Origin of the sequence: Xanthomonas sp. NCPPB 1754, from assembly GCF_041475725.2 — a bacterium.
Taxonomy (GTDB): domain Bacteria; phylum Pseudomonadota; class Gammaproteobacteria; order Xanthomonadales; family Xanthomonadaceae; genus Xanthomonas; species Xanthomonas euvesicatoria.
The window spans coordinates 3,008,494-3,031,481 of the sequence record NZ_CM192982.1 but is presented as its reverse complement, the minus strand read 5'-3'; the positions used below and the strand labels follow the sequence as shown (position 1 = coordinate 3,031,481).

Below are 22,988 nucleotides of genomic sequence, written 5' to 3'. Positions count from 1 at the left end.
CTCCGAGCCTGACCAGCGATGGCCAGATCTCCCATGGCAGCCGACCGCTGCAGCCAGACCAGACCTCATTCTTGCCCATGATCAACATCACGCTCCCCGACGGCAGCCGCCGCGAATTCGAATCCCCCGTCTCGGTCATGCAGGTCGCCCAGTCGATCGGCGCCGGCCTGGCCAAGGCCACCATCGCCGGCCAGGTCGACGGCCAGCTGGTCGATGCCAGCGACGTCATCGACCACGATGCCAGCCTGCGCATCATCACCGCCAAGGACGCCGAAGGCGTGGAGATCATCCGACACTCCTGCGCGCATCTGGTCGGGCATGCGGTCAAGCAGCTGTACCCGGAGGTCAAGATGGTGATCGGCCCGGTCATCGCCGAAGGCTTCTATTACGACATCTACAGCGAACGCCCGTTCACGCCGGACGACATGGCCGCGATCGAGCAGCGCATGCAGGAATTGATCGCGCAGGACTACGACGTGATCAAGAAGGTCACCCCGCGCGCCGAGGTGATCGAGGTCTTCGCCCAGCGCGGCGAGGAGTACAAGCTGCGCCTGATCGAGGACATGTCCGAGGACATCACCGCGATGGGCCTGTACTACCACCAGGAATACGTGGACATGTGCCGCGGCCCGCACGTGCCCAACACGCGCTTCCTCAAGGCCTTCAAGCTGACCCGCATCTCCGGCGCCTACTGGCGCGGCGATGCCAAGAACGAGCAGCTGCAGCGCATCTACGGCACCGCCTGGGCCGACAAGAAACAGCTGGATGCCTACATCCTGCGCATGGAAGAAGCCGACAAGCGCGACCATCGCCGCATCGGCAAGGCGCAGGACCTGTTCCACCTGCAGGAAGAAGCGCCCGGCTTGGTGTTCTGGCACCCCAAGGGCTGGTCGCTGTGGCAGGTGGTCGAGCAGTACATGCGCAAGGTCTACCGCGACAGCGGCTACGGCGAAGTGCGCTGCCCGCAGATCCTGGACGTGTCGCTGTGGCAGAAATCCGGCCACTGGGACAATTACCAGGACGCGATGTTCTTCACCGAGTCGGAGAAGCGCACCTACGCGGTCAAGCCGATGAACTGCCCCGGCCACGTGCAGGTGTTCAACCAGGGCCTGCACAGCTACCGCGACCTGCCGATCCGCTACGGCGAGTTCGGCGCCTGCCACCGCAACGAGCCTTCCGGCGCGCTGCACGGCATCCTGCGCGTGCGCGGCTTCACCCAGGACGACGGGCACGTGTTCTGCCTGGAATCGCAGATCGAATCCGAAGTCACCGCCTTCCACCAGCAGGCGCTGGCGGTCTATACCGCGTTCGGCTTCGACGACATCCAGATCAAGATCGCGCTGCGTCCGGAAAAGCGCCTGGGCGACGATGCCACCTGGGACAAGGCCGAAGCTGCGCTACGCAGCGCGCTGGGCGTGTGCGGGGTGGAATGGCAGGAGCTGCCGGGCGAGGGTGCCTTCTACGGCCCCAAGATCGAGTACCACCTCAAGGACGCCATCGGCCGCACCTGGCAGCTGGGCACCATGCAGGTCGACTTCATGATGCCGGGCCGCCTCGGCGCCGAGTACGTGGACGAGAACAGCCAGAAGAAGCATCCGGTCATGCTGCACCGGGCCATCGTCGGCTCGATGGAGCGTTTCATCGGCATTTTGATCGAACACCACGCCGGTGCCTTCCCGTCCTGGCTGGCCCCGGTGCAGGTCGTTGTCGCCAACATCACCGATGCTCAGGCTGAATATGTCGACTCGGTGCGGAAAACCCTTGCAAATCAAGGCTTCCGTGTCAGCGCAGATTTGCGTAACGAGAAGATCGGTTATAAGATTCGCGAGCATACGCTGCAACGCGTGCCATATCTGCTCGTGGTCGGCGACCGCGAGAAGGAAAATGGCGCTGTCGCCGTGCGGACCCGTTCAGGCGAGGACCTTGGGACCATGACGGTCTCGGCCTTCATCGAACGTCTGCAGGCAGAGCAGGCAGCGTGAGCTAACCCCGGCCGGTCTGGATGATCCGGATGCGCCGGTTCGATTCCTCTGGGAGATTGCAATATCAGTACCCCTGACAACAAACAGAACCGCAAGAACCAAGAAATCCGTGTGCCGCGCGTTCGCGTGATCGGCAGTGACGGAGAGATGGTCGGCGTGTTGTCGCGCGACGAAGCGCTCGCCAAGGCCGAAGAAGAAGGCCTGGATCTGGTCGAAATCCAGCCGCAGGCCGATCCGCCGGTCTGCAAGATCATGGATTTCGGCAAGTTCAAGTTCGAGCAGCAGAAAAAGGCCAACGAGGCCAAGAAGAAGACCAAGCAGGTCGAGATCAAGGAACTCAAGTTCCGCCCGGTCACCGACGAGGGCGACTACCAGATCAAGCTGCGCAACATGCGCCGTTTCCTGGAAGAGGGCGACAAGGTCAAGGTCAACATCCGCTTCCGTGGCCGTGAAATGAGCCATCAGGAGCTGGGCCGCGAGATGGCGGCGCGGATCGAGGCCGATCTGGGCGACGACATCGTCATCGAGTCGCGTCCGCGCCTGGAAGGGCGCCAGATGGTCATGATGATCGCGCCCAAGAAGAAGGTCTGAGGATCCGATTCGGCACTGCAACGGGCCCGACAGGTTTGTTGCAGTGCAAGCTCCACGATTTGCAACAATTCCCGGCAACGGGTAGACTGCGCGGCCCGGTTTTATCGGGGCGCCGTGCAAGCGGCACCAGGACCTGTCCGGATCGTGTTCGATCAAGGACTTACAAGCAGGCAAGGGCAAGGATGGAAAGCGTGGTCGCAAGACTGCCGCCCGTGTCAGTGACAAAACACCATCAAGGACATTGCAATGCCCAAGATCAAGACCAACCGGGCGGCGGCCAAGCGTTTCCGCAAGACCGCCTCCGGCAAGTACAAGTGCGGCCACGCAAACCGTAGCCACATCCTCACGAAGAAAGCGACCAAGCGGAAGCGCAACCTGCGGCAGACGAACCACGTCCGTGCCGAGGACGCTGGCCGTCTCGATCGTATGCTTCCCTACCTCTGAGGACTGACCCATGGCACGAGTAAAGCGTGGCGTACAGGCGCGTCGCCGCCACAAGAAAATTCTGACCCTGGCGAAGGGTTACTACAACGCTCGCCGCAAGGTCTTCCGCGTTGCCAAGCAGGCAGTCATCAAGGCGCAGCAGTACGCCTACATTGGCCGCAAGCAGAAGAAGCGTAACTTCCGTTCGTTGTGGATCACCCGCATCAATGCGGCTGCCCGCATCAACGGCTTGAGCTACAGCCGTTTCATGAATGGCCTGCTCAAGGCTGGCATCACCCTGGACCGCAAGGTGCTGGCCGATATCGCCGTGCACGACGCCGCCGGCTTTGCCGCGCTGGCGGAGAAGGCCAAGGGCGCGCTGGCGGCATAGGTGCGAGTCCCTCGCAAGAGCCCGCACATCCATGTGCGGACTTTTGAAGGGATAGCGTCTCGAAGGGGGTTGCGCATTCGTGTACAGGCTTCCGGCGAGGGCAAGCAGATATGCAGGGGGAAGGGCGCGAGTCCTTCCCCTTTTGCGTTTTTAGATGGCCGGCATTGCTGACTGGATGCCGGGCTAGACCAGATTTGAGTGGCAATGCGTTCCGGTGCATCCGGAAACACCGTTCGGTAGACGCAGTTGAGGCGCAAGTGCAATGAGTGAGATTCAATCCCTGACCGAGCGCGCGCTGGCCGATGTTGCCGCGGCGCAGACGCCGGACCAACTGGAAGCCTTGCGTGTCGCATTGCTGGGCAAGAGCGGCAGCATCACTGCCCAGCTCAAGCAGCTCGGGACGTTGCCGGCAGAGCAACGCAAGGCGGCTGGCGAGGCGATCAACCTGTCGCGCGACGCGCTGACTGCAGCGCTGGCCGAGCGCAAGCACACGCTGGAAACCGCCGCGCTGGATGCCCGTCTTGCCGGCGAACGCATCGACGTCACCTTGCCGGGGCGTCGAAGCGAACGCGGCGGTCTGCACCCGGTGACACGCACGCTGGAGCGCATCGTCGAAATCTTCGCGCGGCTCGGCTACGAGCTGTCGGACGGCCCGGAGATCGAGGACGACTGGCACAACTTCGAAGCCCTGAACTTTCCGCCGCATCATCCGGCGCGCGCGATGCACGACACGTTCTATTTCGGCGACGGACGCCTGCTCCGCACACATACCTCAGGCGTGCAGGTGCGTTACATGGACGCGCACAAACCGCCGCTGCGCATGATCGCGGCCGGCAAGGTGTACCGCTCCGATTCGGATCAGACCCACTCGCCGATGTTCCATCAGGTCGAAGGCCTGTTGGTGGACGAGCATTCCAATTTCGCCGACCTCAAGGGCACCTTGTCCGAGTTCGTGCGTGCGTTCTTCGAGCGCGATTTCGAAATGCGCTTCCGCCCCAGCTATTTCCCGTTCGTGGAGCCTGGCGCGGAAGTGGATATCGCCTGGCAGCAGCCCGACGGCAGCACGCGCTGGCTGGAAGTGCTGGGCTGCGGCATGGTGCACCCGAATGTGCTGCGCAGCGTCGGCATCGACCCTGAGCGCTACACCGGCTTCGCCTTCGGCCTGGGCGTGGAGCGCTTCGCGATGCTGCGCTATGGCGTCAACGACCTGCGCGCGTTCTTCGAGAACGATGTGCGTTTTCTTCGGCAGTTTGCTTGACGGCGGGGAGTCGGGAATTGGGAATCGGGAATCGCAAGAGCCATTGGCTCCATCGGTCCGGTTCCGAAGGCCCGGCAACCCTGCTCTTGCGATTCCCCATTCCCAATTCTCGATTCCCGGCCTCTCATGAAATTCTCTGAAAATTGGCTGCGCAGCCACGTTCCGATCCAGGCCACGCGCGATGAACTGGCCGCGACGCTGACGGCGATCGGTCTGGAAGTCGAAGAAGTCACGCCGCTGGGCGAGTCGCTTGGTCAGGTGGTGGTGGCGCGTATCGTCGAAGCGGTGCGTCATCCCGAAGCCGATCGTCTGCAGGTTTGCAGCGTCGATGCCGGGCAGGGCGAGTTGCTGCAGATCGTGTGTGGCGCGCCGAATGCGCGTGCGGGTCTGGTGGCGCCGTTGGCGCTGGTCGGTGCGAAGATCGGCGAGCTGACGATCACTGCGGCCAAGCTGCGCGGTGTGGCGTCCAACGGCATGTTGTGTTCGGCCAAGGAGCTCGGACTGGACAGCGATGCGTCGGGTCTGTTCGAGTTGCCCGACGATGCGCCGGTGGGGCAGGCGCTGGCCGAGTATCTGGGGCTGCCCGATGCCAGCATCGAGATCAAGCTCACGCCCAACCGTGCCGATTGCTTCAGCGTACGCGGCATCGCCTTCGACGTGGCCGCCGCGTGCGCCAGCGAAGTGGTGGCGTTCGACGCCGGCATGGTGGCGCCGGTGTCCACGCGCACGCTGGCAGTGGAACTGGACGCCGGTAAGGATGCGCCGCGCTATTGCGGTCGTGTGATCGAAGGAGTCGACCCGTCCGCCAAGACGCCGGTGTGGCTGGCCGAGCGGCTGCGCCGCAGCGGCGTGCGTCCGGTGTCGTTGCTGGTGGACATCACCCAGTACGTGATGCTGGAGCTGGGACAGCCGATGCACGCGTTCGACCTAGACACGCTGCAAGGCCCGATCGGCGTGCGCCATTCCCGCGTTGGCGAACAGTTGGTGCTGCTGGACGGTCGCCAGGTCACGTTGGACGAGAGTTTTCTGACCATCACCGATGCCGGGCGTCCGGTTGCATTGGCCGGCTTGATGGGCGGGCTGGACACACGCGTCACCGATACCACCCGCAATGTGTTCCTGGAGTCGGCGTACTTCGCCCCTGAGGCCATCATGGGCCGTGGCCGCAAACTCGGCCTGCATACCGATGCCGGGCACCGTTTCGAGCGTGGCGTGGATCCGGCACTGCCGCCGCAGGCGATTGAAGTGGCGACGCGCCTGGTGCTGGAACTGGCCGGCGGTACGCCTGGCCCGGTGGTGCATGCGCAGCTGCCGGAGCATCTGCCGCAGCCGGCGCGCATCCGCTTGCGCCGTGCGCGCATTGCACGCGTGCTCGGTATTCAGATCGACGATGCCGACGTCGTGCGCATGCTGCGGGCGCTCGGCATGCACGTCGAAGCGGTTGCCGAAGGCTGGGAGGTGATGGCCCCGAGCCGTCGCTTCGACATCGCCATCGAAGAAGATCTTATTGAAGAGCTGGCGCGTATCCACGGGTACGACCGGGTGCCGACCACGCTGCCTGGTGGCGCCAGTCGCATCGCGATGCCGAGCGAAACCCAGCTGGACGAGCTCAGCGTGCGGCGCCAGCTGGTGGCGCGCGAGCTGCAGGAAACCATCAATTACGCCTTCGTCGATGCGGCCTTGCTGGAGCGTTGGCAGCTTACCGAAGGCCTGGTGCCGCTGGCCAACCCGCTCAGTGCGGAGTTGGCGATCATGCGTCCGCGCCTGTTGCCGGGCCTGGTCGCCACGTTGGGCCGCAATGCTGCACGCCAGGCTGGGCGGGTGCGCTTGTTCGAGCTGGGCAAGGTGTTCGCAGCTGCGGCCGATGCCGGTGCGGCACCCGGAGAGTCGCAGCACGTTGCCGCGGCGGTGTGCGGCGATGCGCTGGCGTTGCAGTGGGGCGAGCCAGCGCGCAAGGTGGATTTCCACGATTTGAAGGGCGACTTGATCGCGCTGGCTGCGGCCAGCGGCGCGCAGCTGGAGTTCCAGCCGTCGACGCAGCCGTTCGGACACCCGGGCCGGTCGGCCGATATCTATCGCGACGGCGTCTGTATCGGCTGGATCGGGCAGGTACATCCGCGTCTGGCCAAGGCGCTGGACATCGACGTGGACGTGATCGCGTTCGAGTTGCAGCTGATGCCCTTGGTCCAGCGGGCCCTGCCGCGCGCCGGCGAGCTGTCGCGGTTCCCCTCGGTGCGCCGCGATCTGGCCTTCCTGGTGCCCGACGAGGTGAGCTGGGCGGCAGTGTCGGCCAGCGTGCGCACTACGGTCGGGCCATTGTTGCGTGAGGTGCAATTGTTCGACCGCTATGTCGGGCAGGGGGTCGAGCCAGGTTTCAAGAGTCTGGCTATGGGCTTGATTTTGCAGGATAACTCGCGCACTCTCACCGACCGGGACGTCGATGCGGTCGTCACCGACGTGGTGGCCGTGATCGAGCGCGAGCATCGCGCCCGGATCCGGAGTTGAGGCGGTAACCAGGGGATTGGCATGGCATTGACGAAAGCGGAGATGGCCGAACGTCTGTTCGACGAGGTCGGTCTGAACAAGCGTGAGGCAAAGGAATTTGTCGACGCGTTCTTCGATGTGCTGCGCGATGCGCTGGAGCAGGGCCGTCAGGTGAAGCTGTCGGGTTTCGGCAACTTCGATCTGCGGCGAAAGAACCAACGGCCCGGTCGCAATCCCAAGACCGGCGAAGAAATTCCGATCTCGGCACGGACGGTGGTGACGTTCCGCCCCGGCCAAAAACTCAAGGAACGGGTGGAGGCTTATGCTGGATCCGGGCAGTAATCGCGAGCTACCGCCGATCCCGGCCAAGCGCTATTTCACCATTGGTGAGGTCAGCGAGCTATGCGACGTCAAGCCGCATGTGCTGCGCTATTGGGAAACCGAGTTTCCCAGCCTGGAGCCGGTCAAGCGGCGCGGGAACCGGCGCTACTACCAGCGACATGACGTGCTGATGGTGCGTCAGATCCGCGGGTTGCTGTACGAACAGGGCTATACCATCGGCGGTGCGCGCTTGCGTCTGGAGGGCGATGGCGCCAAGAGCGAGTCGGCGCTGAGCAATCAGATCATCAAGCAGGTGCGGATGGAGCTGGAAGAAGTCCTGCAACTGCTGCGCCGCTAGGAAAACGTTTCACAAAGCCGCTATAATCGCAGGCCGCCCTCGCGGCGGAGCGCAGCATCTTCGGGGTATAGCGCAGCCTGGTAGCGCACTAGTCTGGGGGACTAGTGGTCGTCGGTTCGAATCCGGCTACCCCGACCAAACAACGAGCCCATGACGTCAGGTCATGGGCTTTTTTGTTGCGTCGCAACATTGCATTTTTGTGTCCGCGACGGCCTGGGCGAATACGCATATCGGCATATCGCGATGCAGCATGAACGGCGCACTAGCGCCGGCTTTTTGCGGTCCGGTTCGCTATGGACTTGGATCACGCAATGGTGCTAAGTGTCCGAAAACACTCCGAAACATTTTCTCCAGATTCAAACGTGGATCACGGTTCGTTAACGCGATATCGACGAACTTGAATCAATAGGCCAACGCTGTCAAAAAAATGGCGTGCGGTCTCTTGCGGTGCGATTTTTCTGTGCCATAGTGCAGTGCAACACGCCTCACCTGTCGTGATCCCGATGTCCCGGGATGAACCCTCTGTCGTACGTTCGTGCTGGCGTGTTTGGCCGGTTGAATGCTGCGCGAGCTCCTGTCCCACCCAACCGAGGCAGCCAGCCACACGCATGAAGAAACTGATCGGACGATTTTGCCAAGCGCTCAGCCTGGCGTTGATCTGCTCGATAACACTGGGCGCTTGCAGCACCGGTAAGGACATGGCGACCTCGTTGCCACTGCCTGACCCGCTCGCAATGTCCGCAGTGCAGCCCGAGTATCGGCTCTCGCCAGGCGACCTGCTGCTGGTCAAGGTGTTCCAGATCGACGATCTGGAACGGCAGGTCCGTATCGATCAGAACGGCCACATTTCGTTGCCGCTTATCGGCGACGTAAATGCGGCCGGCATGGGCGTCGGCGAGCTGGAAAAGATGGTGGCCGACCGGTACCGCAACGGCTACCTGCAAAATCCGCAGGTGTCGGTGTTCGTGCAGGAATCCAACGGCCGTCGCGTCACCGTGACCGGAGCGGTCGACGAGCCGGGCATTTATCCGGTGATCGGGGCCAACCTGACCTTGCAGCAAGCCATCGCGCAGGCCAAGGGCGTGAGCACGGTCGCCAGCCGCGGCAATGTCATCGTGTTCCGCATGGTCAATGGGCAAAAGATGCTCGCGCGGTTCGACCTGACCGAAATCGAGAAGGGAACCAACCCCGATCCTGAGATTTACGGCGGCGACATCGTGGTGGTGTACCGCTCGGATGCGCGCGTGTGGTTGCGCACCATGCTGGAACTGACTCCTCTTGTGATGGTGTGGCGCGCTTACCGATGAGCATGAATTCCGACAATCGTTCCTCTTCGTCGCAGCGTCACGGGCATCTCGAACTCGCCGATGTTGGGTTGCTCGACTACTGGCGCGCCCTGGTGTCGCAGCGTTGGTTGATTATCGCAATCGCACTGGGCGCATTGCTGCTGGCGCTGGCCATCACGCTGCTGATGCCGGAGAAGTACCGCGCGACCAGCACGCTGCAGATCGAACGCGATTCGCTGAACGTGGTGAACGTCGACAACCTGATGCCGGTGGAGTCGCCGCAGGATCGCGATTTCTACCAGACCCAGTATCAGCTGCTGCAGAGCCGTTCACTGGCACGTGCAGTGATCCGCGAAGCCAAGCTCGACAAGGAGCCGGCGTTCAAGGACCAGGTGGACGAGGCACTGGAGAAGGCAGCAGCGAAGAATCCCGAAGCAGGCAAATCGGTTGATTCGCGTCAGGCGATCATCGAGCGCAGCCTCACCGATACGTTGCTGGCCGGCCTGGTGGTCGAACCCATCCTCAATTCGCGCCTGGTCTACGTCAACTACGATTCGCCGGACCCCGTGCTGTCGGCCAAGATCGCCAACACTTACGCGAAGATGTTCATCATCAGTACGCAGGAACGCCGCATGAAGGCGTCCTCGTTCGCGACCAAGTTCCTTGCCGAGCGACTGGAGCAGTTGCGCAGCAAGGTCGAAGATTCGGAGAAGTCGCTGGTCGCATACTCCACCGACGAGCAGATTGTGTCGGTGGGCGACGACAAGCCCTCGTTGCCGGCGCAGAACCTGACCGATCTCAACGCCTTGCTGGCTTCTGCGCAGGACGCCCGTATCAAGGCCGAGGCCGCCTGGCGTCAGGCATCCAGTGGCGATGGCATGTCGTTGCCTCAGGTGCTCAGCAGTCCGTTGATCCAGAGCCTGCGGAGCGAGCAGGTGCGTCTCACCACCGAGTACCAGCAGAAGCTGTCGACCTTCAAGCCGGACTACCCGGAAATGCAGCGTCTGAAGGCGCAAATCGAAGAGTCGCGCCGGCAGATCAATGGCGAGGTCATCAACGTGCGCCAGTCGCTGAAGGCGACCTACGATGCGTCGGTGCATCAGGAGCAGTTGCTCAACGAGCGCATCGCCGGCTTGCGGAACAACGAGCTGGATCTGCAGAGCCGCAGCATTCGTTACAACATGCTCAAGCGCGACGTCGACACCAACCGTCAGCTCTACGATGCGCTGCTTCAGCGCTACAAGGAAATCGGTGTGGCGGGCAATGTCGGCGCCAACAACGTGACCATCGTCGATACCGCAGATGTGCCTACGTCGAAGACTTCGCCGAAACTGAAATTGAACCTCGCGTTGGGCCTGATCTTTGGCGTATTCCTAGGTTTGGCCGTGGCTCTGGTGCGGTACTTCCTGCGCGTCAATGTGCAGGAAACGCGGCCGAACTGACATCGTGATGTTGCAAAACGATGGTTAATTAAAGTGACAACTGATTCAGCGTGGAAAAGGTGGGATCCCGTATGTTTCGGGCTCCTTCGTTTGAAAGTTTGTCTCTGTTGAAACAAAGGGCTGTCGAGTGATCTGGGGTCGGTAGGTTCTACCGCGGTGATCGCTTGGCGGAGATGATTGAAAGCTCGCGTGCGATTCGTATGTTCCCCCGCATGCGTCGTATCGAGTTTGGAGGACATCCCCATGCTTTTGGCAGACTTGAGTAGCGCGACTTACACGACTTCCTCGCCGCGATTGTTGTCCAAATATTCGGCTGCGGCCGATCTGGTTCTGCGCGTCTTCGACCTGACCATGGTTGTGGTGTCCGGTCTGGTCGCTTATCGCATCGTGTTTGGCTCCTGGGTGCCGGCCGCGCCGTATCGGCTGGCGATCGCCACCACGCTGCTGTACTCGGTGATCTGCTTTGCGTTGTTCCCGTTGTACCGCAGCTGGCGCGGCCGTGGACTGTTGAGCGAACTGATGGTGCTGGGCGGCGCATTCGGCGGTGTGTTCGCGCTGTTTGCCGTGCATGCGCTGATCGTGCAGGTGGGCGAGCAGGTGTCGCGCGGTTGGATCGGCTTGTGGTTCGTCGGTGGCCTGGCCTCGCTGGTGGCGGCACGCACGGTGCTGCGCGGCTTCCTCAACCATCTGCGTACCCACGGCGTGGACGTGCAACGCGTGGTGGTGGTGGGACTGCGTCACCCGGTGATGAAAATCAACCACTACCTGAGCCGTAACTCGTGGGTCGGCATGAACCTGGTCGGTTATTTTCGCACTCCTTACGACATTGCCGTGACCGAACAGCGTCAGTCATTGCCGTGCCTGGGCGAGCCGGACGCGTTGATCGATTATCTGAAGGAAAACCAGGTCGAGCAGGTGTGGATCTCGCTGCCGCTGGGCGAACGCGACCACATCAAGCAGCTGTTGCAGCGCCTGGATCGTTACCCGATCAACGTCAAGCTGGTGCCTGACCTGTTCGATTTCGGTCTGCTCAATCAGTCTGGCGAACAGATCGGCAACGTGCCGGTGATCAATCTGCGCCAGGGCGGGGTGGACCGCGACAATTATTTCGTGGTGGCCAAGGCGTTGCAGGACAAGATCCTGGCCGTGATCGCGCTGCTTGGCCTGTGGCCGCTGATGGCCGCCATTGCCGTGGGCGTCAAGTTGAGCTCGCCCGGCCCGGTGTTCTTCCGCCAGCGCCGTCATGGCCTGGGTGGCCGCGAGTTCTACATGTTCAAGTTCCGCTCGATGCGTGTGCACGACGACCATGGCACGACGATCCAGCAGGCGACCAAGAATGACGCACGTATTACCCGTTTCGGTGCATTCCTGCGTCGTAGCAGCTTGGACGAATTGCCGCAGATCTTCAACGTGCTGGGTGGCAGCATGTCGATCGTCGGGCCGCGCCCGCACGCTGCGCAGCACAACACGCACTACGAAAAGCTGATCAACCACTACATGCAGCGTCACTACGTCAAGCCTGGCATCACCGGTTGGGCGCAGGTGAACGGCTTCCGTGGCGAAACCCCGGAACTGCGGACGATGAAGAAGCGTATCCAGTACGACCTCGATTACATCCGCCGTTGGTCGTTGTGGCTGGACATCCGCATCATCGTGCTGACCGCTGTGCGCGTGCTCGGACAGAAGACCGCGTACTGATGATGGTGGGGAGCGTGCGAGCAGGCGCGTTCGGCGCCGCGGGCGGCTGCATTGCAGCCGCTCCTTTCAAGCGGGCATCTGCATGCTGATTCGAATGAGCGAGGAAACTCGCGTGCGCTGGCATAACCTGCTGATCGAGCTCACGTTGCTGGTCGGCGTGGGCTATAACCTGGTGCTGGCGTTCATCAACGCGAACGTGTTCACCGTGCGACCGGTAATCACCTACGCGGTCGAATTCATGGTCTACGCGGCGTGCTTCCTGCTTGGCATGGGTTCGTTGAGCCGCAAGCGCATTGCCCTGATCGTCAGCGGGCTCGGGTTGATCGTCACGCTGATGTTCGTGCGGTTTTTGGTGAACTGGCAGATCGACCCCAAGTTCTTCCGCGACGCGCTGGTGGTGTTCGCCTTCGTCGTGCTTGGCTCTGCCTACACGGGCTCGGTGCCCAAGCTGTTCATCCGCATGACCATCATCGTCTCACTGGTTGCCGCATTCGAGCTGGCGATGCCAGTCAAATACGGCGATCTGATTAATCCGAAGAGCTTCTTCGTCAACGCGCGCGGCATGAGCGCCGAAGGCTTTTGGAACGAAGACAGTAATCTGTTCGTCAGCGCAACACGGCCGGGCGAGCGTAACTTCCTGCCGGGTTCCAATCTGCCGCGCGCCTCTTCGATGTTCATCGAGCCGGTGACGATGGGTAATTACATCTGCTTCTTCACCGCGATCGTGCTGGTGTTCTGGCGTTGGATGCGACCGGCGGCGCTGATCCTGTCGGTGGGGTTGATCGGTTTCATGATCGTGGCCTCAGACGGACGATTGGCGGCGGGTACCTGTGTCTTGATGGTGCTGCTGACGCCGCTATTGAAACGGTTGGATCAGCGACTGGCCTTCCTGGTGTTCCTGCTGGTGATCATGAGCGCATGGCTGCTGGTCTGGGTCACGGGCATCACCGCATACCAGGACACCACGATGGGGCGCGTGTTCTTCACCGTTTATTCGATGAATAACCTGTCGTTCGAATCCTGGATGGGGCTGGATTTTGCGCAGGCGTATCGTTACTTCGATAGTGGCATTTCGTACTTCATCGCATCGCAATCGATCGTGGGCGTGCTGGCCTTCCTGCTGGCCTATTCGTTCCTGCTGCTGATGCCGAGCAAGGAAGGGCAGCTGTTCAAGAACCTGGCGATCTTTGCGTTCGCCTTGAGCCTGCTTGTCTCCAACGGTTACTTCTCGATCAAGACATCGGCATTGTGGTGGTTTGTCTGCGGTTGCATGTGGCACATGCTGCCGACCTGGTCTGCGTCCGACGCGCAAACCGCCTTGATCAAGGACGATCCAACGGCAGATGGCGCGCAGTTGCCATTGCCTGCGGGAGCAGCACGATGAGCGTGTCGGCAATGCCGGCATCGCCGTCGGCTTTGCCGGCCGCCGACGCGCAGGTTGCAACAGGCGGTCGCGTCCGCGACCCGCGCATCGACGCCACCAAGGCCATTGCGATCCTGTTGGTGGTGTTCTGTCATGCCAAGGGCGTCCCACATGGCATGACCTTGTTCGCCTATAGCTTCCATGTGCCGCTGTTTTTCCTGGTATCAGGCTGGTTGGCAGCGGGTTATGCGTCGGCCACGACTGGGCTGGACAGGCGCTCAGTCGGCAGGCATGTACGCAGCTTGCTGCTGCCGTACGTCACGTTCTATCTGCTTGGCTATGCCTATTGGCTGTTGACCCGCAATATCGGCGAAAAGGCTGCGCGCTGGGGAAGCCACCCGTGGTGGGAGCCGATCGTGGCGATGTTCACCGGTATCGGCCCGGACCTGTATGTGCAGCCTCCGCTGTGGTTCTTGCCCGTCATGTTGGTGACCGTGGTGAGTTACATGGTCTTGCGCCGCCTGCTGGCGCCGATCCTGATCGCGGGGCTGGTATTGATCGTGGCGTGGTTCTGGATGAACTGGTTCCCGACACAGCACGTGCGGATTTTTTTCGGTTTGGATGTGCTACCGGTGTCGCTGTGCTTTTACGCATTGGGCGCCTTGCTGATCCACGTTTCGCCACGCCTGCCGACATCCTTGGCCGGCAGCGCCCTGGCGACGGTCGTGTTGGGATTGGCGGTGGCCTGGCTGGCTGTCGCCAATGGGCGAATCGACGTCAACATGCTCGAATTCGGACGTAACCACGCGCTGTTCCTGGTTAGCGCGTTGCTTGGTTCGTTGATGGTGATCTGCGCGGCGCGGCTGGTACAGAGCTGGGCGTGGCTGCAGTGGATCGGCCGCAATACCTTGCTGATTCTTTGTACGCATATGTTGGTGTTTTTCGTGCTCTCCGGTGTTGCTGCCTTGGCTGGTGGATTCGGTGGGGCGCGTCCGGGGCTGGGTTGGGCGGTCTTTGTCACGCTGTTCGCATTGGCCGCCAGCGTGCCGCTACGTTGGATCCTGATGCGCTTCGCCCCGTGGGCGCTGGGCGCGCGCCGGGTGGCGGCATGAGCGGTGCCTTGGCATGACAAGCACATCCTCTTCACCGCACGCTGCGCGTGCGCATCACTCGGCGGACGCCAGAACGGCACCTGCGCCGACGCGTGACTGGCAGATCGACGCCGCAAAAGCGTTGGCCATCGCGCTGGTGGTGCTGGGCCATGCCAGCGGCATGCCGCCAGCGTACAAGCTGTTCGCCTACAGCTTCCATGTGCCGCTGTTTTTCGTGTTGTCGGGTTGGGTTGGCGAGCGATTCGGGCATCGGGCATTGACGGGGGCATCCGTCGCAAAGCTGGCGCGCACGCTGCTGGTGCCGTATCTCGCTTTTTTCATGGTGGCCTATGCGCTGTGGTTGTTGACTGCTGCGATTGATGGGCATGCAGGTCATCCGCAGACGCGCCCGTGGTGGCACCCGCTGACGGGATTGCTGTGGGCCAACGGGTCACGCCTGTATGTGCTTCCGGCGCTGTGGTTTCTGCCAGCGCTCTTTGTCACGACGCTGGCCTACATTGCGTTGCGTGCGCGATTGAGTGCGGCCGCAGTGGCGGCGATCAGCCTGCCGATCGCGCTGGCGTGGGCGGGCTGGTTCCCTTCGCTGCAGCAGCGCTTGCCGCTCGCGCTGGATGTGCTGCCGGTGGCGCTGTTTTTCATTGCAGTCGGCGGTTGGCTATCGCGCTTTGCCGATGCGTTGCGATCATTGCGCGCGCAGGTGTGGGCGCTTGCCTTGTTGCCGTTGGCTGCACTGTGGTGGTGGCTGGCGGGATGGAACGGGCAGGTGGACGTGAACAACCTGCAGTTCGGGCAGTCGGCGGCCGTCTTCCTGCTGGCCAGTCTGCTCGGGACGGCGATGACGTTTTGCGTCGCTTATTTCATTCGGCGTCTGCGCTGGGTGCAATGGATCGGTAGCAATACCTTGCTGATTCTGTGCACGCATACCCTGGTTTTCTTGGTGGCCACCAGCGTGGTGGCGCGTACGGGCCTGATCGCACGTAGCGCAATCGGTACACCTGCCTGGGCGTTGGGGCTGAGCGCGTTCGCGATTGCTGTCAGCGTGCCGATGCGCGCGGTGCTGGTGCCGATCGCACCGTGGATGTTGGGGTTGAAACGCAAATGACGAGTTTTCAGAATCAGCCGTCGCAGCAACTGAGTGCGCGCCGCTGGCAAAGGAGAGTGGCGTAATGAAAGTGGTGCATGTCGTCCGCCAATTCCATCCTTCGATCGGGGGCATGGAAGAGGTCGTTCTCAATGTTGCCCGCCAACATCAGGCCACGAGCGCCGATACGGTCGAGATCGTGACGCTGGATCGTGTGTTCACTAATCCCGGTGCGCCGCTTGCGGCGCAGGACACGCACCAAGGGCTGCCGATCCGGCGGATTGGCTATCGCGGCTCGTCGCGTTACCCGCTGGCGCCCTCGGTGCTCGGTGCGATTCGTTCGGCCGACGTTGTGCATCTGCATGGCATCGATTTTTTTTACGACTATCTGGCATTGACCAAGCCGCTGCACGGCAAGCCGATGGTGGTGTCCACGCACGGCGGTTTTTTCCATACCGCCTACGCATCGCGCATGAAGCAGCTGTGGTTCCAGACGCTCACGCGCACCTCGGCGCTGGCCTATGCGCGGGTGATCGCCACCAGCGAAAACGATGGCGATCTGTTCGCCAAGGTGGTGGCACCGGCGCGGCTGCGGGTGATCGAAAACGGGGTGGATGTAGAGAAATATGCAGGGCAGGGAGCGACCGCGCCCGGCCGGACCATGCTGTATTTCGGCCGGTGGTCGGTCAACAAGGGGCTGATCGAAACCCTGGAGCTGTTGCAGGCAGCGCTCAAGCGCGACCCGCACTGGCGGCTGATCATTGCCGGCCGCGAGTACGATCTGAACGAAGCGGATCTGCGCAAGGCAATTGCCCAACGCGGGCTGCAGGAGAAGGTGCAGCTGAGCATGTCGCCCTCGCAGGAGCAATTGCGTGCATTGATGCAGCAGGCGCAGTTCTTCGTGTGCCTGTCGCGGCATGAAGGCTTTGGTATCGCGGCAGTGGAGGCAATGAGTGCGGGCTTGATTCCGATCCTCAGCGATATCCCGCCATTCGTGCGGCTCGCCAGCGAATCGGGGCAGGGCGTGATCGTCAGCCGCGACAGAATCGAAGCGGCGGCAGATCAGGTGCAGGCGCTTGCGTTGCAGTCCGACAGCGATTTCGACACCCGTCGCGCGGCGTCCATGGCCTATGTGAGCCGCTATGACTGGAAGCATGTGGTCGGGCGCTACGTCGACGAATACCACGATGCGTTGGGCATTCCGCGCGTGCAGGAGGCTGTGCGATGAGCGCGCTTGCTCCTGCGTCAATGACGCATGCGGCAACGCAGCCGCAGGTGACGGTGCTGTTTTCCACTGAAAAGCCCAATGCCAACACCAACCCGTACCTGACCCAGCTCTACGACGCGCTGCCTGCCGCAGTGCATCCGCGCTTCTTTTCGATGCGCGATGCATTGCTGTCGCGTTACGACGTGTTGCATCTGCATTGGCCCGAATACCTGCTGCGCCATCCGACCGCTGCCGGCACGTTGGCCAAGCAGGCCTGCGCTGCGTTGTTGTTGCTCAAGCTGCAGCTGACCGGCACACCGGTGGTGCGCACCTTGCACAATCTTGCGCCGCATGAGGACCGCGGCTGGCGCGAACGTAGCCTGCTGCGCTGGATCGACCGGCTGACGCGGCGCTGGATTCGCATCAATGCGACCACGCCGCCACGTCCGCCGTTCACCGATACGATTCTGCACGGCCATTATCGCGACTGGTTCGCGACCATGGAGCAGGGCAGCACGGTGCCCGGACGGCTGCTGCACTTTGGCCTGATCCGCCCGTACAAAGGCGTGGAAACCTTGATCGAGGTCATGCGCGAGGTCGACGATGCGCGTCTCAACCTGCGTATCGTCGGAAACCCGGCCACGCCGCAGATGCGCAGCTTGGTGGAGGACGCCTGCGCGCAGGATCCGCGGATCAGCGCATTGCTGGCCTATGTGGAAGAGCCGGTGCTGGCGCGCGAAGTCAGCGCGGCCGAACTGGTGGTGTTGCCGTATCGGCAGATGCATAACTCCGGCACCTTGCTGCTGGCGTTGTCGCTGGCGCGCCCGGTGCTGGCGCCGTGGAACGAATCCAACGCGGCCATCGACGAGGAAGTCGGCCCCGGTTGGGTGTTCCTGTATGAAGGCGAGTTCGATGCCGCGCTGCTGACCGGCATGCTGGACAAGGTGCGTGCTGCGCCACGCGGCCCGGCACCGGATCTGTCGCAGCGCGACTGGCCGCGGATCGGGCAGTTGCATTACCGCACCTATCTGGAAGCGTTGGGCAAGGATGGAGACGCCGCGCTGTGACCGCAGAGACACCTACGATGACATCTTCCACACCGCCGCCACCGCCACAGCGCAGCCTGGGGTCGCGCGCTGCCGGCGGCGCAGCGGTGACCATGCTGGGGCAGTCGGCCAAGATGGTGGTGCAGTTCGGCGGCATCATCCTGTTGGCGCGCTTGCTGACGCCCTACGACTACGGTCTGATGGCGATGGTGACCGCCATCGTCGGCGCCGCCGAGATCCTGCGCGATTTCGGTCTGTCTGCCGCGGCTGTGCAAGCCAAGCAAGTGAGCCGCGAGCAGCGCGACAACCTGTTCTGGATCAACAGCGGCATTGGCCTGCTGCTGTCGCTGGTGGTGTTCGCCTCGGCGCATCTGATTGCGAACTTCTACAAGGAGCCGGCCCTGGTGACGATTTCCCAGGCGCTGGCGGTCACCTTCCTGATCAACGGCATGACCACGCAGTACCGCGCGCATCTGAGCCGCGGGCTGCGCTTCGGGCAGGTGGCGCTGAGCGATGTGGGCTCGCAGGTGCTCGGTCTGGGCGCAGCGGTTGCTGCTGCGCTGCTGGGCTGGGGCTACTGGGCGCTGGTGGTACAGCAGGTGGTGCAGGCCGGCGTCAATTTCATCATCGCCGCCAGCTGCGCGCGCTGGTTGCCGGGTGGCTACCAGCGTTCTGCACCGATGCGCGATTTCATGAGTTTCGGCTGGAACCTGATGGCGGCGCAGTTGCTGGGGTATGCCAGTCGCAACGTGGGCCAGGTCATCATCGGTTGGCGGACCGGACCGGACGCGCTGGGCCTGTACAACCGCGCATTCCAGTTGTTGATGATGCCGTTGAACCAGATCAATGCGCCTGCCACCAGCGTGGCGCTGCCGGTGTTGTCGCAGCTGCAGGACGACCGCGAGCGCTTCAGTGCCTTCCTGCTGCGCGGGCAGACCGTGATGGTGCACCTGATCTTTGCGCTGTTTGCGTTCGCCTGCGCGCTGGCGATGCCGCTGATTGTGCTGGTACTGGGCGAGCAGTGGCGTGAGGCGGTGCCGCTTTTCCAGGTGCTGACACTGGGCGGTATCTTCCAGACGGCCGCTTATGCAACGTATTGGGTGTTCCTTGCGCGGGGACTGATGCGCGCGCAGCTGGTGTATTCGCTGGTCAGTCGCGTCCTGCTGATTGCCTGCATCTTCGTCGGCTCGCGCTGGGGCGCAATGGGGGTGGCGATCGGCTATTCGTTCGGTCTGTTGTTGACCTGGCCGCTGTCGCTGCTGTGGATCGGCAAGATTTCAGACGCGCCGGTCGGAGCCCTGTTCACCAATGCGCTGCGCGCCATGGTCGCCTACGGCGTGGCAGGTGGCTGTGCGTATTACGCCTCCATGACGGTTGGCGGCCCGCTGTGGGAGCAACTGGCTGTCGGCGCAGTGACGATGCTTGCCGTTTGCCTGCTTGCCTTGGCGATCTGGCCTGCATTCCGTCGCGATGTGATTGCCATCATCAACATCCGCAAGCTGCTGACGCAGGCCAAGGCACGTCGATGAGTCGACATTGTCTTCGCCTGCAGTCGGTCATGCTTTCTCTCACTCATTCATAGGACACGGCCCATGAGCGACACACCCGCCGCCGCTTCCGGCATCCGCCGGCCTTGCTATCTGGTCTTGTCCGCCCACGATTACCGCACGCCGCGGCGCGCCAATATCCACTTCATCACCGATCAACTGGCGTTGCGCGGGACCACGCGGTTCTTCTCGCTGCGTTACAGCCGGTTGTCGCGCATGAAGGGCGATATGCGGCTGCCGCTCGACGAAACCGCGAACAAGGTCGTCTCGCACAAGGGCGTCGACTGCTACCTGTGGCGCACGACGGTGCATCCGTTCAATACGCGTCGTCCATGGTTGCGGTCGGTCGAGGATGCGATGTTCCGTTGGTATGCTGCGCATCCGCCGCGCCAGTTGCTCGACTGGATGCGCGAGGCGGATGTGATCGTGTTCGAAAGCGGCATTGCGGTCGCTTTCATCGAGCTGGCCAAGCGCGTCAATCCTGCAGCCAAGCTGGTCTATCGCGCGTCGGACGGATTGAGCACGATCAATGTTGCGTCGTATATCGAGCGCGAGTTCGACCGCGTGGCGCCCAAGCTCGATGTGATTGCACTGGTATCGCCGGCAATGGCAGAGGAGATCGCCAGCCGCGACAATGTCTATCACGTTGGCCATGGCGTGGATCACAACCTGGATCAACTCGGCGACCCGTCGCCGTACGGGGAGGGCATCCACGCAGTGGCGGTCGGTTCGATGTTGTTCGATCCCGAATTCTTCGTCGTTGCCAGCAAGGCGTTCCCGCAGGTGACGTTTCATGTGATCGGTTCGGGCATGGGCCGGCATCCGGGCTACGGCGATAACGTGGTGGTCTATGGCGAGATGAAACACGCCGAGACCATTGGCTATATCAAGCACGCGCGGTTCGGGATTGCGCCGTATGCTTCCGAGCAAGTGCCGGTCTACCTGGCCGACAGTTCGATGAAGTTGCTGCAATACGACTTTTTCGGCTTGCCTGCGGTGTGCCCGAACGCCGTGGTGGGGCCGTATCAGTCGCGTTTCGGCTACACTCCGGGGAACGCCGATTCTGTCGTTGCAGCAATCGGCCGCGCCCTGGAAGCACCGCGCGTGCGTTATCGCCAGTGCCTGAATTGGTCCGACACCACCGATCGCGTGCTGGATCCCAGTGCGTATCCGGAAACCCGTTTGTATCCACAGCAAAGCGCAGCGGTGCATGCCTCGTCGGAGGCTGCGCTCTCGCATTGATGCGCGCACATTTTTTCTTTAGGAGACTCACACGTTATGGCCAACGCCTTGCTGCAGAAATGGATAGAACATGCAGAACGTCGTGCGCTGTTCTGGTGGCAGCCCAAGAACGCTGGCGTGAATATGGGAGATCACCTGTCCAAGGTGATCGTCTCCTGCGTGCTGTCCCTGCAGGACAAGACGCTGATCGAGAAGCAGGATCTGAGCAAGAAGCTGATCGCGATCGGTTCGGTACTGCACTTCGCCAAAGACGGCGATACCGTCTGGGGTAGTGGCATCAACGGCAAGATTCCTGCCGAGCGCAACACCTTCAGTACGCTCGATGTCCGTGCAGTGCGTGGGCCGAAGACGCGCAAGTTTCTGCTCGATCGCGGCATCGCAGTGCCGGAAGTGTATGGCGATCCCGGGCTGCTGACGCCGATGTTCTTCCCGGCCGATGCGCTCGGTACGATCAACAAGCGCCCGTTCGCCATCGTTCCGCACTTCAACGAGCCGGTTGAAAAGTACAGCGCGTACAAGGATCACTTGGTCTTTCCCAACGTCAAGCCCGCAACCTTCATGAGCGCGTTGCTTGGCGCCGAGTTGGTGATCAGCAGCTCGCTGCACGGCTTGATCCTTGCCGAAGCCTATGGCATCCCGGCGGTGTATCTGGATTGGGGCAATGGCGAAGATCGCTTCAAGTACGACGACTACTACAACGGCACCGGGCGTATGCAATGGCATTCCGGCAACAGCGTGGAGGAGTGTCTGCAACTGGGCGGCAACGGCGATTTCGATCTGGAAAAGCTGCAGGCCGGGCTGTTGGCTGCCTTCCCTTACGACCTTTGGTGATTCGATGATGCAGGGCCAGCGCGTGGATGTGGAAACAACGGGGATTGCCAGCGGAACCACGCCGCCGGGTGTGGTGATTCCGTTGGGCGGCTTTCCGGTCCTGTCCACCACGCAGGAAGCCTTTGCGTTGGATCTATTCCACGCGCTGGCCGCCCGTCAGCCGCGACGGGTGTTCTTTGCCAATACCAATTTCATCGTGCAATGCCAGGCGCTGCGGACGCGCATGCGCGAGCCCAGCGTGCGCATCGTCAACGACGGGATCGGCATGGATCTGGCTGCGCGGCTGATCCACGGCCGCCGCTTTGCCGGCAACCTCAATGGCACCGACCTGATTCCGTATCTGTGCCGTGAGAGTGCGCAACCGCTGAAATTCTTTCTGCTGGGCGGCCGTCCGGGTGTGGGCAAGACCGCTGCGGCGACGCTGACCGGGACCTTGGGGCAGCAGGTGGTCGGCATGTGCGATGGTTATGGCGAATTTGCGGCGGCGGGCGAGGGCCTGGCCGAGCGCATCAATCGTTCCGGTGCCAATGTGCTGCTGGTGGCGTTCGGCAATCCGCTGCAGGAGCGCTGGATCCTGGACCACAGCCATGTGCTGAGCGTGCCGCTGGTGTTCGGGGTGGGCGCATTGCTCGATTTCTTGTCCGGTACCGCAAAGCGTGCGCCCGAGTGGGTGCGAGGCCTGCACATGGAGTGGATGTATCGGCTGCTCAACGAGCCACGCCGTTTGCTCAAGCGCTATAGCTGGGATTTGTTGGTGTTCTTCCGCACCTGCTTGCGCGCGGGAAAGCAGCTGCCCTGATGCAGCGCAGGCGTGTCTGGCCTAGCATGCCTGCATGCACCCGACCGCCGCCGCCCTGATCCGCTCGCTGGACCTCGCCCCGCATCCGGAAGGCGGGCACTACCGCCGCATCCATGCCTCTGCGCGCCAGGTGACCGACAACGGCCAGACCCGCCCGGCAATGACCGCCATCCGTTTTTTGCTGAGTGCCGGCGAATGCAGTGCGTGGCACCGCGTGGATGCGGAAGAAACCTGGCATTGGCAGCTGGGCGATGCCTTGGAACTGCTGATCTATGACACCTGTACCGAACAAGTGCAGCGTGTGATCGTGGATGCCGCCGAACGCGGCGAGCCGATGCATGTGGTGCCGGCAGGCTGCTGGCAAGCGGCGCGCTCGCTCGGCGATTTCACCCTGGTGGGCTGCACGGTATCGCCGGGATTCGTCTGGGAAGGCTTTGCGTTGCTCGACAAGGCCTCGCCGCTGGCCGCACGCCTGGCGACGCTGCTGCCACGCTGATCATCGACCGCGCTTGCGCGTCCGAACGCT

General features: G+C 62.4%; 21 protein-coding genes and 1 tRNA gene. All 22 read left to right on the top strand.

From position 1 onward, the window contains the following. Positions 1-77 precede the first annotated feature (77 nt). Entirely contained in the window at positions 78-1,982 is a 1,905-nt protein-coding gene (thrS, locus tag ACCQ15_RS13305; RefSeq protein WP_008574582.1) for a threonine--tRNA ligase, read from the top strand. A gap of 48 nt (positions 1,983-2,030) precedes the next feature. Then, the gene (gene infC, locus ACCQ15_RS13300; protein ID WP_077708941.1) at positions 2,031-2,573 is read left to right on the top strand and encodes a translation initiation factor IF-3; all 543 of its coding nucleotides are present in this window, start codon (positions 2,031-2,033) and stop codon (positions 2,571-2,573) included. A 246-nt stretch (positions 2,574-2,819) separates the two neighbouring features. Then, positions 2,820-3,017 (top strand): 50S ribosomal protein L35, encoded by a 198-nt coding sequence (gene rpmI, locus ACCQ15_RS13295; protein WP_002811096.1) that lies wholly within the window; start codon positions 2,820-2,822, stop codon positions 3,015-3,017. 10 nt (positions 3,018-3,027) lie between these two features. Continuing rightward, positions 3,028-3,387, top strand: a complete 360-nt coding sequence (rplT, locus tag ACCQ15_RS13290) for a 50S ribosomal protein L20 (RefSeq protein ID WP_003484828.1) — start codon at positions 3,028-3,030, stop codon at positions 3,385-3,387. A gap of 262 nt (positions 3,388-3,649) precedes the next feature. Beyond that, entirely contained in the window at positions 3,650-4,645 is a 996-nt protein-coding gene (gene pheS / locus ACCQ15_RS13285) for a phenylalanine--tRNA ligase subunit alpha (RefSeq protein ID WP_008574581.1), read from the top strand. Positions 4,646-4,771: 126 nt separating this feature from the next. Continuing rightward, complete coding sequence (pheT, locus tag ACCQ15_RS13280) at positions 4,772-7,150, top strand: phenylalanine--tRNA ligase subunit beta (protein WP_372380658.1); 2,379 nt, start codon at positions 4,772-4,774, stop codon at positions 7,148-7,150. A gap of 21 nt (positions 7,151-7,171) precedes the next feature. Further along, positions 7,172-7,471 (top strand): integration host factor subunit alpha, encoded by a 300-nt coding sequence (locus tag ACCQ15_RS13275; RefSeq protein WP_002811076.1) that lies wholly within the window; start codon positions 7,172-7,174, stop codon positions 7,469-7,471. After that, positions 7,452-7,808 (top strand): MerR family transcriptional regulator, encoded by a 357-nt coding sequence (locus ACCQ15_RS13270; RefSeq protein WP_005995911.1) that lies wholly within the window; start codon positions 7,452-7,454, stop codon positions 7,806-7,808. The genes ACCQ15_RS13275 and ACCQ15_RS13270 overlap by 20 nt, the downstream gene beginning before the upstream one ends. A gap of 61 nt (positions 7,809-7,869) precedes the next feature. Further along, positions 7,870-7,946 (top strand) — tRNA-Pro (locus ACCQ15_RS13265). Positions 7,947-8,416: 470 nt separating this feature from the next. Next, positions 8,417-9,115 (top strand): polysaccharide biosynthesis/export family protein, encoded by a 699-nt coding sequence (locus tag ACCQ15_RS13260; protein WP_005914015.1) that lies wholly within the window; start codon positions 8,417-8,419, stop codon positions 9,113-9,115. Next, positions 9,097-10,536: a GumC family protein gene (locus ACCQ15_RS13255; RefSeq protein WP_029819711.1), complete on the top strand. Its 1,440-nt coding sequence runs from the start codon at positions 9,097-9,099 to the stop codon at positions 10,534-10,536. Before ACCQ15_RS13260 ends, ACCQ15_RS13255 begins: the two co-directional genes overlap by 19 nt. Before the next feature lie 243 nt (positions 10,537-10,779). Next, positions 10,780-12,234 carry an undecaprenyl-phosphate glucose phosphotransferase gene (locus ACCQ15_RS13250; RefSeq protein ID WP_122272625.1) on the top strand — a complete coding sequence of 485 codons (1,455 nt, stop codon included), beginning with the start codon at positions 10,780-10,782 and terminating at the stop codon, positions 12,232-12,234. 94 nt (positions 12,235-12,328) lie between these two features. After that, the gene (locus tag ACCQ15_RS13245; RefSeq protein ID WP_050541577.1) at positions 12,329-13,618 is read left to right on the top strand and encodes a hypothetical protein; all 1,290 of its coding nucleotides are present in this window, start codon (positions 12,329-12,331) and stop codon (positions 13,616-13,618) included. Then, positions 13,615-14,709, top strand: coding sequence for an acyltransferase family protein (locus tag ACCQ15_RS13240; protein ID WP_372380657.1), 1,095 nt, complete (start codon positions 13,615-13,617; stop codon positions 14,707-14,709). Before ACCQ15_RS13245 ends, ACCQ15_RS13240 begins: the two co-directional genes overlap by 4 nt. Before the next feature lie 13 nt (positions 14,710-14,722). Continuing rightward, positions 14,723-15,811, top strand: a complete 1,089-nt coding sequence (locus ACCQ15_RS13235) for an acyltransferase family protein (RefSeq protein WP_372380656.1) — start codon at positions 14,723-14,725, stop codon at positions 15,809-15,811. Positions 15,812-15,875: 64 nt separating this feature from the next. Next, positions 15,876-17,018, top strand: coding sequence for a glycosyltransferase family 4 protein (locus ACCQ15_RS13230; RefSeq protein ID WP_372380655.1), 1,143 nt, complete (start codon positions 15,876-15,878; stop codon positions 17,016-17,018). Next, positions 17,015-18,064: a glycosyltransferase gene (locus ACCQ15_RS13225; RefSeq protein ID WP_372380654.1), complete on the top strand. Its 1,050-nt coding sequence runs from the start codon at positions 17,015-17,017 to the stop codon at positions 18,062-18,064. The genes ACCQ15_RS13230 and ACCQ15_RS13225 overlap by 4 nt, the downstream gene beginning before the upstream one ends. Positions 18,065-18,081: 17 nt before the next feature. Next, on the top strand, positions 18,082-19,572 hold the full coding sequence (locus ACCQ15_RS13220) for a lipopolysaccharide biosynthesis protein (RefSeq protein ID WP_014090474.1): 1,491 nt from the start codon (positions 18,082-18,084) through the stop codon (positions 19,570-19,572). A 63-nt stretch (positions 19,573-19,635) separates the two neighbouring features. Then, entirely contained in the window at positions 19,636-20,832 is a 1,197-nt protein-coding gene (locus tag ACCQ15_RS13215; RefSeq protein WP_011347895.1) for a GumK N-terminal domain-containing glycosyltransferase, read from the top strand. Positions 20,833-20,868: 36 nt separating this feature from the next. After that, entirely contained in the window at positions 20,869-21,663 is a 795-nt protein-coding gene (locus ACCQ15_RS13210; protein ID WP_014090472.1) for a polysaccharide pyruvyl transferase family protein, read from the top strand. A 4-nt stretch (positions 21,664-21,667) separates the two neighbouring features. Further along, complete coding sequence (locus ACCQ15_RS13205; RefSeq protein ID WP_057682174.1) at positions 21,668-22,462, top strand: WecB/TagA/CpsF family glycosyltransferase; 795 nt, start codon at positions 21,668-21,670, stop codon at positions 22,460-22,462. A 34-nt stretch (positions 22,463-22,496) separates the two neighbouring features. Continuing rightward, complete coding sequence (locus tag ACCQ15_RS13200) at positions 22,497-22,958, top strand: cupin domain-containing protein (protein WP_008574552.1); 462 nt, start codon at positions 22,497-22,499, stop codon at positions 22,956-22,958. Positions 22,959-22,988: the final 30 nt, after the last annotated feature.

What these genes read in the sequence shown, in the direction of transcription:
- ACCQ15_RS13235 (WP_372380656.1), top strand. Translation starts at nt 14,723, where the DNA reads ATGACAAGCACATCCTCTTCACCGCACGCTGCGCGTGCGCATCACTCG.
- ACCQ15_RS13275 (WP_002811076.1), top strand. Translation starts at nt 7,172, where the DNA reads ATGGCATTGACGAAAGCGGAGATGGCCGAACGTCTGTTCGACGAGGTC.
- pheT (WP_372380658.1), top strand. Translation starts at nt 4,772, where the DNA reads ATGAAATTCTCTGAAAATTGGCTGCGCAGCCACGTTCCGATCCAGGCC.
- ACCQ15_RS13245 (WP_050541577.1), top strand. Translation starts at nt 12,329, where the DNA reads ATGAGCGAGGAAACTCGCGTGCGCTGGCATAACCTGCTGATCGAGCTC.
- ACCQ15_RS13205 (WP_057682174.1), top strand. Translation starts at nt 21,668, where the DNA reads ATGATGCAGGGCCAGCGCGTGGATGTGGAAACAACGGGGATTGCCAGC.
- ACCQ15_RS13225 (WP_372380654.1), top strand. Translation starts at nt 17,015, where the DNA reads ATGAGCGCGCTTGCTCCTGCGTCAATGACGCATGCGGCAACGCAGCCG.
- ACCQ15_RS13230 (WP_372380655.1), top strand. Translation starts at nt 15,876, where the DNA reads ATGAAAGTGGTGCATGTCGTCCGCCAATTCCATCCTTCGATCGGGGGC.
- pheS (WP_008574581.1), top strand. Translation starts at nt 3,650, where the DNA reads ATGAGTGAGATTCAATCCCTGACCGAGCGCGCGCTGGCCGATGTTGCC.
- ACCQ15_RS13240 (WP_372380657.1), top strand. Translation starts at nt 13,615, where the DNA reads ATGAGCGTGTCGGCAATGCCGGCATCGCCGTCGGCTTTGCCGGCCGCC.
- ACCQ15_RS13210 (WP_014090472.1), top strand. Translation starts at nt 20,869, where the DNA reads ATGGCCAACGCCTTGCTGCAGAAATGGATAGAACATGCAGAACGTCGT.
- rplT (WP_003484828.1), top strand. Translation starts at nt 3,028, where the DNA reads ATGGCACGAGTAAAGCGTGGCGTACAGGCGCGTCGCCGCCACAAGAAA.
- ACCQ15_RS13250 (WP_122272625.1), top strand. Translation starts at nt 10,780, where the DNA reads ATGCTTTTGGCAGACTTGAGTAGCGCGACTTACACGACTTCCTCGCCG.
- ACCQ15_RS13270 (WP_005995911.1), top strand. Translation starts at nt 7,452, where the DNA reads ATGCTGGATCCGGGCAGTAATCGCGAGCTACCGCCGATCCCGGCCAAG.
- ACCQ15_RS13215 (WP_011347895.1), top strand. Translation starts at nt 19,636, where the DNA reads ATGAGCGACACACCCGCCGCCGCTTCCGGCATCCGCCGGCCTTGCTAT.
- ACCQ15_RS13260 (WP_005914015.1), top strand. Translation starts at nt 8,417, where the DNA reads ATGAAGAAACTGATCGGACGATTTTGCCAAGCGCTCAGCCTGGCGTTG.
- thrS (WP_008574582.1), top strand. Translation starts at nt 78, where the DNA reads ATGATCAACATCACGCTCCCCGACGGCAGCCGCCGCGAATTCGAATCC.
- ACCQ15_RS13220 (WP_014090474.1), top strand. Translation starts at nt 18,082, where the DNA reads ATGACATCTTCCACACCGCCGCCACCGCCACAGCGCAGCCTGGGGTCG.
- rpmI (WP_002811096.1), top strand. Translation starts at nt 2,820, where the DNA reads ATGCCCAAGATCAAGACCAACCGGGCGGCGGCCAAGCGTTTCCGCAAG.
- ACCQ15_RS13200 (WP_008574552.1), top strand. Translation starts at nt 22,497, where the DNA reads ATGCACCCGACCGCCGCCGCCCTGATCCGCTCGCTGGACCTCGCCCCG.